Source organism: Flavobacterium xanthum, assembly GCF_900142695.1.
In the GTDB taxonomy this organism is placed as follows: Bacteria; Bacteroidota; Bacteroidia; order Flavobacteriales; family Flavobacteriaceae; genus Flavobacterium; species Flavobacterium xanthum.
Genome location: NZ_FRBU01000002.1, coordinates 94,171 through 106,681 on the forward strand (window position 1 = coordinate 94,171; position 12,511 = coordinate 106,681).

The 12,511-nt window shown below is 34.4% G+C and carries 13 protein-coding genes; all 13 read right to left on the reverse strand.

The annotated features are described in order from the left end of the window. Nucleotides 1–3 precede the first annotated feature (3 nt). A complete protein-coding gene (locus tag BUC11_RS01570; protein ID WP_073351228.1) occupies nucleotides 4–780 on the reverse strand; it encodes an alpha/beta hydrolase in 777 nt (258 codons plus the stop codon). A 73-nt stretch (nucleotides 781–853) separates the two neighbouring features. Next, entirely contained in the window at nucleotides 854–1,984 is a 1,131-nt protein-coding gene (locus tag BUC11_RS01575) for an alpha/beta hydrolase (protein ID WP_073351334.1), read from the reverse strand. A 131-nt stretch (nucleotides 1,985–2,115) separates the two neighbouring features. Next, nucleotides 2,116–2,715 carry a bifunctional phosphoribosyl-AMP cyclohydrolase/phosphoribosyl-ATP diphosphatase HisIE gene (hisIE, locus tag BUC11_RS01580; RefSeq protein WP_073351232.1) on the reverse strand — a complete coding sequence of 200 codons (600 nt, stop codon included), beginning with the start codon at nucleotides 2,713–2,715 and terminating at the stop codon, nucleotides 2,116–2,118. A 31-nt stretch (nucleotides 2,716–2,746) separates the two neighbouring features. Then, on the reverse strand, nucleotides 2,747–3,502 hold the full coding sequence (gene hisF / locus BUC11_RS01585; RefSeq protein WP_073351234.1) for an imidazole glycerol phosphate synthase subunit HisF: 756 nt from the start codon (nucleotides 3,500–3,502) through the stop codon (nucleotides 2,747–2,749). Nucleotides 3,503–3,601: 99 nt separating this feature from the next. Beyond that, entirely contained in the window at nucleotides 3,602–4,363 is a 762-nt protein-coding gene (gene hisA, locus BUC11_RS01590; protein ID WP_073351236.1) for a 1-(5-phosphoribosyl)-5-[(5-phosphoribosylamino)methylideneamino]imidazole-4-carboxamide isomerase, read from the reverse strand. Between the two features lie 103 nt (nucleotides 4,364–4,466). Continuing rightward, nucleotides 4,467–5,048, reverse strand: coding sequence for an imidazole glycerol phosphate synthase subunit HisH (gene hisH / locus BUC11_RS01595; protein WP_073351237.1), 582 nt, complete (start codon nucleotides 5,046–5,048; stop codon nucleotides 4,467–4,469). 77 nt (nucleotides 5,049–5,125) lie between these two features. Continuing rightward, entirely contained in the window at nucleotides 5,126–6,262 is a 1,137-nt protein-coding gene (gene hisB, locus BUC11_RS01600; RefSeq protein WP_073351239.1) for a bifunctional histidinol-phosphatase/imidazoleglycerol-phosphate dehydratase HisB, read from the reverse strand. 23 nt (nucleotides 6,263–6,285) lie between these two features. Beyond that, on the reverse strand, nucleotides 6,286–7,335 hold the full coding sequence (gene hisC, locus BUC11_RS01605) for a histidinol-phosphate transaminase (protein WP_073351241.1): 1,050 nt from the start codon (nucleotides 7,333–7,335) through the stop codon (nucleotides 6,286–6,288). Then, entirely contained in the window at nucleotides 7,325–8,617 is a 1,293-nt protein-coding gene (hisD, locus tag BUC11_RS01610; protein ID WP_073351245.1) for a histidinol dehydrogenase, read from the reverse strand. Before hisD ends, hisC begins: the two co-directional genes overlap by 11 nt. Before the next feature lie 87 nt (nucleotides 8,618–8,704). After that, nucleotides 8,705–9,562: an ATP phosphoribosyltransferase gene (hisG, locus tag BUC11_RS01615; RefSeq protein ID WP_073351247.1), complete on the reverse strand. Its 858-nt coding sequence runs from the start codon at nucleotides 9,560–9,562 to the stop codon at nucleotides 8,705–8,707. A 272-nt stretch (nucleotides 9,563–9,834) separates the two neighbouring features. Beyond that, nucleotides 9,835–10,338 (reverse strand): hypothetical protein, encoded by a 504-nt coding sequence (locus tag BUC11_RS01620; protein ID WP_073351249.1) that lies wholly within the window; start codon nucleotides 10,336–10,338, stop codon nucleotides 9,835–9,837. Nucleotides 10,339–10,361: 23 nt separating this feature from the next. Continuing rightward, the gene (locus BUC11_RS01625; protein WP_073351251.1) at nucleotides 10,362–11,087 is read right to left on the reverse strand and encodes a VIT1/CCC1 transporter family protein; all 726 of its coding nucleotides are present in this window, start codon (nucleotides 11,085–11,087) and stop codon (nucleotides 10,362–10,364) included. 298 nt (nucleotides 11,088–11,385) lie between these two features. Next, nucleotides 11,386–12,510, reverse strand: a complete 1,125-nt coding sequence (locus BUC11_RS01630) for an efflux RND transporter periplasmic adaptor subunit (protein ID WP_073351253.1) — start codon at nucleotides 12,508–12,510, stop codon at nucleotides 11,386–11,388. Between the last annotated feature and the right edge of the window lies 1 nt (nucleotide 12,511).

Consider the following 12,511-nt stretch of genomic DNA (forward strand, 5'->3'; position numbering starts at 1 on the left):
TTTTTAGTTATTTAGAAAACTCAATATGTAGTTATTTATTTCTCTTTTTTGCTTTCTACTGCCGTTATCATTCATATCATTATGAATAGTATTGTTAAGTTTAATTATAGTCATCTCAAATTTTTGTTGTTCTTCAATGGTTGGTAAAACCCCTTCATCAGCAGGTTGATCCGTAGACCGTAGCGAATAAATTTTCGGATGCATTGTTCTCGGTATTTTCATTCTGCGATTGTCCAATGAAATTATTTTATCAACTAAATCTGGATATTTTTGTGCAAACAAAACGGTCATATCGCCACCATTAGAGTGTCCTATCAATACTAAATGCTTAAAATCTAGTTCCGGATTCTTTTCTTTTATTTCCTTAATAACGAACATAATATTTTCACTACCTCGTTCCCAAAATGGTCGTCGAACAAGTTGAGGATTACCTGTTTTAGGGATTAATTCATCTGTTGGCAATTCGTGCTGTATGCTCACTACAAAATATCCTTTAGATGCTAATTTTTCCGTTAAATAAGAATAGGCTTTATTTGCTCCAAGTCTGTTTTCTGCATAACCATGGCTAAAAATTACTACTTTTTGGTCAATAATTTTCTTCTTTGTTTTTGGCAAATAAAAAGCAACTGGAATTGATCGCTTTCTTAAAGTATCGTATAAATTTATGGAATCTACTCTGATTTCAAATTTTTGAGTTGCAATTTTAGAATTTGGAACCCTTTTATTGGAAATACAACTAATTAACAGCATGCAAAATAATAGATGTATGTATTTACCCATATTTTTAATTACTTTATTTGATTCTTTAGCTTTGGTTAGCCAATAAACAGACTAGATAAATAGTGTCTTAACATTATTTTGTTTGAAAAAACAACCATTCAATTGCTTTAGGAAATTCATCACTCCAATAAGTTTCACTGTGCTTTCCTTGCCTGTTAATACTCAAATTAATTTTCGATTTGTCTTTAATAAATTCACTTTCAATCAAATCATCCCTAAACTTTTTTGTATGCTCGATCATAGTTGCGCTTTCGTCGCCTCCAGCATACAAATAGATTTTAGTATCCTCAGCATTAGTTTTTTTAGGTTTTATTTTTAAATCTGGTTTTACCCACAGTGAAGGCGAAAAAATCATCAGTTTGCCATACACTTCAGGATTTCGTAAACCACTAAAAATACTTACTAATCCGCCCATCGAACTTCCTCCTATTCCTGTAAATTCGCGCTCTTTTTTTGTTCTAAAATTACTATCTACATAGGGCTTCAACGTATCAGTTACAAACCGAATGTATTTTTCACCTTGCCCTTTCCCCAAGACAGTTTTACCTACGTTATATTCCTTGATACGATCTTCTTCTGCGTGTTCTATGGCAATTACAATAATTTTTCCAATCTTATACTCGGACATAACGGCCAGTTTTTTGTCAATTTCCCAATTTCCAAACTCTGCCTTTTCATTGAATAAATTTTGAGCATCTTGCAAATACAGTACGGGATAATGCTCACTTGAATTGTCATAATCATGCGGCAATAAAGCCCAAATCTTTCTGGTTTTATTCAATTGCGGAATCTCAAATTCATCTGAGATCAACTGAACTTGTGGCAAAAAAGATTGCTTAAACGGCAACCAGTTTTTCCTCCATCTTGCAACATGTTCATTTTGAATACCAGTATGGTTGTGAGTGGAACGATTTTCTGTTCGGTTGCCGTGGCTATCGATTTCGACTTCACTCCAATCGCCTTTTGTAAATTTATATAAAAGCAGTTCTGGATAATCAAAATCATGCGAGAATTTAAAGTGATAAAGCCTGTTTCCAATTTTTTCCATCATAAAATCTTTGTCCTGAGTGCGCCAATCATTAAAATTCCCAGCGATATACACCGGTCGAGCATCATCTTCATCGGTAGTTAAGATAATATACAGCCCCGTATTTATGATTGGATCGTTGTGCTCTTGTATCAATGTGGTATTGTCTAAATTCATCACTTGCATTGTGGTATTCCTATTTTTAAATAATAGTAAATATAGTGGATTACGATTTGAAATAAAAGAAAACCCAATAGTTTATGCATTTACTATTGGGTTTTATTGCTAAAAATATTTAAAATAAATTTCTATTTCTGCCGACTTTTCAAAACTTCAACTACGTCATTCAATTTAAAACCTTTAGCTTGTAATAAAATAAGATAATGAAAAAGCAAATCGGCACTTTCGCTCAAAAACAGGTCGTCGTTATCATCTTTTGCTTCGATAACCACTTCTACTGCTTCCTCACCCACTTTTTGAGCGATTTTGTTGATTCCTAATTTAAATAATGAAGCCACGTAACTTTTTTCAGAATCCGCATTTTCTCTTCGAAGTTGAATGGTATCTTCCAAATCTGAAATAAAGCCATAATCAGCTTTGTTTTCACTTGCCCAACATGTATCCGTTCCTTTATGGCAAGTAGGTCCTTCCGGTCTTACCTGAATCAACAAGGTGTCGTTATCACAGTCATTTTTGATGTCAATCAGATTCAAAAAGTTACCACTTTCTTCCCCTTTTGTCCAAAGTCTTTGCTTGGTGCGGCTATAGAAAGTTACTTTTTTAGTATCAATTGTTTTTTGGTAGGCTTCGGCATTCATAAAACCTAGCATCAAAACCGTTTTAGTTTCGCTATCTTGAATTATGGTTGGAATTAATCCATCGGTATTTTTTGAGAAATCGATATTCATTTTTTTTAGTCTAAAGTTTTAAAGTCGAAAATTAGATTCTTACTTCAATATTATTATTTTTAAGCGCTGTTTTCAATATTTTTATTTCTATTTCTTTAAAATGAAATACGCTTGCTGCTAATGCTGCATCTGCTTTACCAATGGTAAAACTGTCCACAAAATGCTGTATATTCCCTGCACCACCTGAAGCAATTATTGGAATATTAACCAGTTCCGAGAGTTTAGCCAAAGCTTCATTTGCAAAGCCGTTTTTTGTACCGTCATTATCCATCGAGGTAAATAAAATTTCGCCTGCGCCGCGTTGGGCTACTTCTTTCGCCCAGTCAAATAAATTTAATTCGGTTGGTATTTTTCCTCCCACTAAATGCACCATCCATTGTCCGTCAATTTGTTTGGCATCTATAGCCACTACCACGCATTGGCTTCCGAATTTCTGTGCCAAATCATTTATCAACTGTGGATTCTTTACCGCCGAAGAATTGATAGATACCTTATCCGCACCATTCTGCAATAAAACTTCAACATCTTTTACAGATGAAATTCCTCCTCCTACAGTAAATGGAATATTAATCGTAGATGCCACTTTCCGAACCAAATCCACTAAGGTTTTGCGTCGTTCTTCGGTTGCTGAAATGTCTAAAAATACCAATTCGTCTGCTCCTTCATCCGAATAGATTTTAGCTAATTCTACGGGATCGCCAGCGTCACGCAAATCTACAAAATTTACACCTTTGACGGTACGTCCGTTTTTTATATCGAGACAGGGAATAATTCTTTTTGTAAGCATATTTTTTATTGTTACACAGAGATTCACGAAGATTTCACAGAGACACACAAAATTCTTTGAGAATCTTTGTGTTTTCTTTGTGTGCCTTTGTGAAATAATCTATTTTATTATATAATTCTCTAATTGCTTTAAACTAATTCGTCCTTCGTAAATTGCTTTTCCAATTATTGTTCCTTCACAACCTAATTCGGCTAATTTAGGCAATTCATCAAAAGTTGATATTCCTCCCGAAGCAATCAATTTAATCTCGCCTCTCGACTGCGCTCGAGGTGACAAACTCGATTTGTCATCACATTGTTCCAAAATTTTAGCATATAAATCAAAACTTGGTCCTTCCAGCATGCCGTCTTTGGCAATATCGGTACAAATGACGTATTGAATACCTTTATTTTGGTAGTTTTGAATAAACGGAATCAGATCCTCATTAGAATCTTCTAACCAGCCTGATACCACTACTTTTTCATTATTGGCATCAGCTCCCAAAATAATTTTATCAGAACCGTATTCAGCAATCCATTTTTCGAAAATCGCTCTGTTTTTTACTGCAATGCTACCACCTGTAATTTGGTTGGCACCACTTTCGAAAGCAATTTTCAAATCGGCATCCGACTTTAATCCACCGCCAAAATCTATTTTTAGTTTGGTTTGCGTCGCAATTTGTTCTAAAATTTTATAGTTCACAATTTGGCTTGACTTAGCACCATCCAAATCAACTAAATGTAAGTATTCAATGCCGTGCGCTTCAAAAGATTTAGCCACTTCAAGCGGATTTTCATTATAAATTATCTTCGTATTGTAATCGCCTTTCGACAAGCGAACACATTTTCCGTCGATGATATCTATTGCTGGTATTATTCTCATTTTAATCAGCCCCCTAACCCCCGAAGGGGGAATTCCTATTAGGGGTAAATAGGCTTTTTAGTTATTATTTTTTCGTATTTGTTGAGAGTGCCCCCTTCGGGGGTTAGGGGGCTAGAAAGTTCCCCAAAATTTTCTCTCCAACATCACCACTTTTTTCCGGGTGAAATTGTGTTCCATAGAAATTGTTCTTTTTCAGAGCCGATGCGTATTCCAATTCATAATTAGTCGTTGCAATGGCCTCATCACAAAGCGGAGCATAGAAACTGTGAACTAAATACATGTATTCATTTTCAGCAATTCCTTTGAATAAATCCGATTTCAAATTATAAATTTGGTTCCAGCCCATCTGAGGCACTTTTACTTTTGGTGTAAATTTAATGACATCAACATCAAAAATACCTAAACCTGTGGTATTTCCTTCTTCTGATTTGTTACACATCAATTGCATACCTAAACAAATTCCCAAAACAGGTTGTTTTAAAGTTGGAATTAATACATCAAGACCGCTATCCACGAGCATTCGCATGGCAGAACTTGCTTCGCCAACACCTGGAAAAATCACTTTATCAGCAGCTTTGATTTCCTTCCAATCATTGCTTAAAACAGCCTCAAAACCCAATCGTTCCATGGCAAACATAATGCTTTGAATATTTCCTGCTCCGTAATTTATGATAACTATTTTCATTTAACTTTTGTTTCAAGTTTAATGTTTAAAGTTTAAAGTTGCTCGAGTCACCCTGAAACGTTAAACTTTAAACAATTTTACAACATTCCTTTTGTTGATGGTAAAATCATCTTTTCTGTGTCGCGTTTTACCGCAACTTTTATTGCTTTGGCAAAAGCCTTGAAAATGGCTTCAATCTTATGATGCTCGTTTGTACCTTCCGCTTTAATGTTGATATTTGCTTTTGCACCATCTGAGAATGATTTAAAAAAGTGGAAAAACATCTCCGTTGGCATTTTACCCACCATTTCACGTTTGAATTCAGTTTCCCAAACCAACCAGTTTCTGCCTCCAAAATCGATTGCTACTTGCGCCAAACAATCGTCCATGGGTAAACAAAAACCGTAGCGTTCAATCCCCAATTTGTTGCCTAATGCTTTTACGAAAACTTCTCCTAAAGCAATAGCTGTATCTTCGATTGTATGGTGTTCATCGACTTCTAGATCTCCTTTTACAAGAATCTCCAAATCCATTTGTGCGTGGCGCGCGATTTGGTCCAACATATGGTCAAAAAAAGCAATTCCAGTTTCGATTTTACTTTTCCCTGTTCCGTCTAGATTTAAATTGATAAATATATCGGTCTCATTTGTTTTTCTTGAAATGGTAGCGGAACGCTCCTCTAATTTTAGAAATTCGTAAATTACTTTCCATTCTGTAGTTTGCAACGCAATAACCGAATCCAATTCGTGTCTTTTTGAAGCTATCTCATCACCACCTAACGCTTCATCTCTGTTAATGAAAATCGCTTTTGAACCTAAGTTTTTTGCTAATTCTACATCGGTTATTCTATCTCCAATTACGAATGAGTTTTCCAAATCATATTTAGGATTGTCAATATATTGTGTCAACATAGCTGTACCTGGCTTGCGAGTTGGTACATTTTGGTAAGGAAAAGTCTTGTCGATAAACACTTCTTTGAAAACTACTCCTTCATTTTCAAAAGCTTTCATAATTAAATTATGTACTGGCCAAAAGTTAATTTCAGGATGCGAATCCGTTCCTAAACCATCTTGATTGGTCACCATTACCAATTCAAAATCCAATTCTTTAGCTATTTTACCCAAAAACTGAAAAGCATTCGGATAAAATTCTAGTTTTTCAAAACTATCTAGTTGGTAATCGTTTGGTTCTAAAACCATTGTTCCATCACGATCTATAAAAAGTATTTTTTTCATTAAAATAGTTTAAAGTTTAAGGTTTAAAGTTGTTTTAAAACCTCAATTAATTTCATATTTTCTTGTTCTGTTCCCACAGTCAAACGCAACGTATTTTCGCAAAGTGGTTGTGTTGTACGGTTTCGAATTACAATACCTTTGGCAATTAACTCACCGTATCTTTTGTTGGCATCATCCACTTTTACCAAAATAAAATTGGCTTCTGTTGAATAAATTTTTTCGACAAAATTAATATTAAGTAATGCTTTAAGTAATTGCTCTCTTTGTTCTATAATAGAAACAATTTCGTTTTTTATTTTTTCAACATCACCCAATCGATCTAAGGCACGTTTTTGAGTCAATTCATTTACATTATACGGTGGTTTTATTTTATTTAAAACCGAAATTATTTCAGCGGAAGCATAACAAATCCCCAATCTAATTCCTGCCAAACCATACGCTTTTGATAAGGTTTGTGTAATTACTAAATTTGGATATTCATCTAATTCATTACTCCAACTTTCTTTTTTTGAAAAGTCAATGTAAGCTTCATCAATTACGACCAAACCTTTGAAATTTTGCAAAAGATAGGCAACTGCTTCATCTGAAAATGAATTTCCAGTTGGATTGTTTGGAGAACACAAAAAGATCATCTTTGTATTTTCATCTATGGCAGCGATGATTTTTTCGATTTCTGGTTGAAAATCTTTTGAAAGCAAAATTTCTCTGTTTTCAACTGCATTGATATTAGCCAAAACGCCATACATTCCGTAGGTTGGCGGTAGGGTAATTACGTTATCTATTTTTGGTTCACAAAAAGCTCTGAACAATAAATCCAATACTTCATCACTGCCATTTCCAAGTAAAATTTGGTTGGTCTTTACATTTTTTTGTTTCGCCAAAACTGCTTTCACACTCATTTGTTGTGGATCTGGATAACGATTTACACCATTTTCAAACGGATTTTCATTGGCATCCAAAAAAATCATGTCTGCAGTATCAAAACCCTCAAATTCATCGCGAGCAGAGGAATAAGGCTTCATTATTTTTACGTTCTCTCGAACCAAATTATTGATATCAAAACTATTTCCCATCTTCCAGCGCTTTTAATCGTAATGTAACTGCATTTTTGTGTGCTTGCAACCCTTCGGCATCAGCCATAATTTCGATTGCATTGCCAATGTTTTGTATTCCTTTTTCTGTTATTTTTTGGAAAGTCATTGTTTTTGTAAAACTATCTAGATTGACACCACTGTAATTTTTAGCATATCCATTAGTTGGTAAGGTATGATTGGTTCCTGAAGCATAATCACCCGCGCTTTCTGGAGTGAAATTTCCAATGAAAACAGATCCTGCATTGCAAACACCATTGCTATAAAAATCATCAAATTCAGAACAGATTATAAAGTGTTCTGGTCCGTATTGGTTGATTAAATCCAGTGCTATTTTATCGTTTTCAACAAAAATTAATTTAGAATTAGCAATTGCTTTTTCGGCGATGGCTTTTCTCGGTAAAGCCTCGATTTGGATTTGAACTTCCGCTTCTACCGCATCCATTAATTTCTTAGAAGTCGAAACCAAAATAACCTGACTGTCTGCTCCGTGTTCTGCCTGCGACAATAAATCAGAGGCTACAAATGCGGGAACTGCAGTGTCATCAGCCACAATTAATAATTCAGATGGTCCAGCAGGCATGTCAATAGCTACTCCAAATTGTGTGGCTAATTGTTTTGCAACTGTTACAAATTGATTTCCTGGACCAAAGATTTTGTACACTTTTGGAATCGTTTCTGTTCCAAAGGTCATCCCAGCAATAGCTTGAATACCACCTACTTTTAAAATTTTAGTTACTCCACATAAATTTGCAGCAAACAAGATTGCCGGATTTATATTTCCGTTTTTATCTGGTGGCGAGCACAATACAATTTCGTTACAACCTGCAATATCCGCCGGAACGGCAAGCATCAATACGGTTGAAAATAGAGGTGCTGTTCCTCCCGGAATATACAATCCTACTTTTTGAATCGGTCTTTTCTCTTGCCAGCAATTCACCCCTTCGATTGTTTCCACTTCTACTCGATCTGTTTTTTGAGCAGTGTGAAATTTAGTGATATTGGCTTTTGCAAGCGCAATCGCCTCTTTTAACTCATCTGAAACAGTAGCGATAGCAGCCTCAATCTCCGCTTTAGAAACTTCAATATTTGCAACGGAAGCGCCATCAAAAAGCGACGTATATTTGGCTACTGCGGCATCTCCTTTTTTCTGAACTTCCTTGAAGATCTCTTTTACCGTAGCTTCAATATCATCTACAGTCTTAGTTGGCCGTTCTAAAATAGCGGACCACGTTTCTGGTTTTGGATTGTATATTTTATTCATTGTATTGTTTTTAACCGCAAAGTTCACAAAGGTTTTCGCAAAGTTCGCAATGAATTCTTAAATAGAATATGTTATGATTTAAAACTTTTAAAGGACCATTTTCTCAATTGGACAAACTAAAATTCCTTCGGCTCCAGCTTCTTTTAATTGATCGATCACATCCCAAAAAGTATCTTTATCGATTACAGAGTGTACACTACTCCATCCTTCTTGTGCTAATGGCAATACCGTTAAACTGCGCAGTACTGGCAGAATTTTACCTACTGCTTCAATTTTGTTATTTGGAACATTCATCAAAATGTATTTTGATTTTCTTGCTCTTAAAACAGATTCGATTCTGAATTTTAATGTATCAATTATTTTTTGAGATTCTGGTGTTACTTTTGGCGAAACCGCTAAAACTGCTTCACTTTTAAAAATAACTTCCACTTCTTTAAGATTATTTTTGAATAAAGTACTTCCGCTAGACACAATATCAACTATCGCATCTGCTAAACCTATATTTGGGGCTATTTCTACCGAACCTGAGATTTGGTGAATATCGACTGTAACTCCTTTAGAATTAAAAAAATCAAGTACTGTTTTAGGATAAGAAGTGGCAATACGCATTCCGTTTAGATCCTGAACCGATTTGTAATCAAATGCTTTAGGCACGGCAACAGATACTTTACATTTTGAAAAACCTAGTTTTTGTATTACTTCAATATCATTTCCCTTTTCCACCAGCAAATTATCCCCAACTATGGCAATATCTACCACTCCGTCAATTAGGTATTGAGGAATGTCTGAATTTCTTAAATATAAAACCTCTAAAGGGAAATTTGATGCTTCGGCTTTTAACTGGTCTATACCATTGTCGATTGAAATACCCGCATCTTTAAGAATTTGAATGCTGTCTTCGTTTAAACGTCCTGATTTTTGAATTGCAATTTTTAATGTACTCATTTTGTTTTTTTTTTATTTAAAATATTTTGATTGAGTACAAACATTGGGAAATAAAAAACCCGTTTGATGTACTCAAACGGGTTTTTAGAATATGATGATTTACATCCATATCATTAACACATCGCTTGAGAGCAATAATGGAAATGATGATGATGCAATTGATTTGTAAACATTTTTGTATTTTGTTTTTATTCTTGTGCAAATATAGTCTATAAAATATTTACAAAGCAATTTTTATTTTAACTTAAGCTTATATTTTTGTTAAATTAATTTTAGTCCTTATCTGTTTCCTTTTCAACAGAAGCATCTGTATTCCCAATAGGAGAAACGGCGCTGTCATTTCTAATTTCTGTGTGACGAATTTCTCCTCCTGTCGTTCCTGTTTGCTGCGCAAAATAAACGGCAATCAAAGCAATACCTAAAGCGATATAGGAAACTAAGTTGGCTTTAGTTTTATTTTTTAAATTAGTATAAATCCCAAAAACAGAAGTAAGGGCTAGTGCGTACAAGACTAGCGCTAATTTCTCTGCTACTTCTTCATGTTCATGAATTATAGCTTTGCCGATTCCAGGAAAGTCTTCTACCATTTCTTCTGCACCTTCACCAGTTGTTATGCTTAAAAAGCCAAAAATAGCTGCAACTATAAATAAAACAAAGGCTGTATTTTTAACAGAATTATTTTTTAGAAGTAATCCAACTACCAAAATTCCAAGTCCAAAAAAGGTTCCGATAATCGGAAAATGGTTTACTACTAAGTGCCAATGCGCGTCGTTCATGATTTTATTTTTAAATTGTTACTTTAAACTCTTACACCGAAAATATACCCTACTAAAGCAGACAATCCCATGGCGATTGTCCCCCAAATTGTAATTCTAATAATCGCTTTTTTGATACTTGAACCGCCAGTCTTTGCTGACATTGCACCTAATAGCACAAGAAATAAAATAGTTGATCCGTACAACCAATATTCCATTCCTTCTATTGGTGCAAAAAGCACTACCAGCAAAGGTAAAACTCCACCAATTGTAAAAGAAGCTCCCGAGGCAAATGCTGCTTGTATTGGATTTGCTTGACTTATTTCATTAATACCTAATTCATCTCTTATGTGCGCAGCTAATGCATCTTTTTCAGTAAGCTCAATCGCCACTTGCATTGCCGTTTCCTTTTTAAGCCCTCTTTTTTCATAGATTTGCGCCAAAATATTCAATTCTTCTACTGGCATTTCTCTAAGTTCTATTTTTTCTCTTTCTATATCTGCCGTTTCAGTGTCTGTTTGAGAACTTACAGAAACATACTCACCAGCTGCCATAGATAAAGCACCCGCAACAAGACCTGCAACAGTGGCCAAAACTATTGGTTCCCTAGTTGCACTTGCGGCAGCAATACCAATGGCAAGACTAGAAATAGAAATTATGCCATCATTTGCACCAAGGACAGCTGCTCTCAGCCAATTACTGCGATGTATGTAGTGGCTATCTAAATAATTATCAATCGTTCTTACTGAATTACTGCTGTTGTTTGTCATAAGATTTACCTTAACGTGAAATGATGTCAAAAACCTTTATATTTTCAACTTACATTGAATTGAGAATAAATCTATGGTTTTTAAAATTAATAACTACTAACTACTCTTTTAAATCTTAAGCTCCTTTAAGCAAAATAGCACTTTTGGCGTTTATTTGACCACCTTAAATTAGTTTATCATATTGATCGTTGACTTCTCCAATTTCCTAAGTATCTTCTCCTGTTTTGCTCTCTTTTATTTAATTCTTCAGTAAATAGATCGGTTACGTTTTTTTGAATAAAAATTACAAAGATGGTAATTACTCTTCGACATTTTTCATTTTCATCAAAAGGGAATACGCACCTTTTATAACAATATTTGCATCCTTAAAATCATCGGAAGTAATTTCTATAAAACCATTTTCAGTAGTTCCTAGTGTAACTTCTTTCATTTCAAATTCCTTATTTTCTTTGGCAATAAAAATATAATTTTTATTTTCAAAGTTTACAATTGCATCAGCTGGCAAAACAGTTGATTTTTGACTTTTTAATTCAACTTCAGCATTCATATAGATTCCCGGTAATAAATCTTTATCATAACTGGTAAAATGACAGTGCATTTCGACACTTTTATTTTCCGAAAAATCTTTGCCGATTAAAATAATTTTACAAGGATATTTTTTATCAGGATTTGTGTTGGTGTAAGCAATAAGTGATTGTCCGATTGCCAGACGATTGATGTCTTTTTCGAAAACTGTTAGTGCTAAATGAATATCAGAAGGATCAACAATTTCAAACAAAATGTCACTTGGAGTTACATATTTACCAATATTTACGTTTACTTTAGAAACAAAACCGCTAATTGGCGAATATATATTAATACTCTTTGAAATGGATTTTGTAGAAACTTTACTCGGATTAATTCCTGCAAATTTCAATTTTTCGCCATACGATTGCACCATTACCGAAAGTGAATTGTATTCAGCTTGTGCTTGTTGATAGACTTTATCGCTACTTGCTTTACTCTGGTTAAGTTCCTTTTGTCGTGCAAATTCAGCTTTAGCATATACAATTTTTGCTTTTGCTAAAAGATAATCTTCTTGAAGTTGAATGTATTGTTGATCTTCTACAACGCACAAAACCTGCCCTTTGTTAACATGCATTCCTTCTAGTAAATCGGTATATTTTAAATATCCGCCCATTGGAACGCTTATAGAAACCAAATTTTGTGGTGGCACATCAATTTTTCCATTCAATTTTAAGGTGGATGAAATTTCTTTTTCTTCCACTTTTCCGATTTGAATTCCTGCATTTTTTATTTGTGCATCGGTAAGTGTTGTAACGTTTTCAACCGTTGTTGTCTCTGATGTTTCTTCTTCGGATTTTTTGTTTCCACAAGAAGTCAGAAATAAAAAGGCCGTAATTGTTATTATTATATTTCGCATT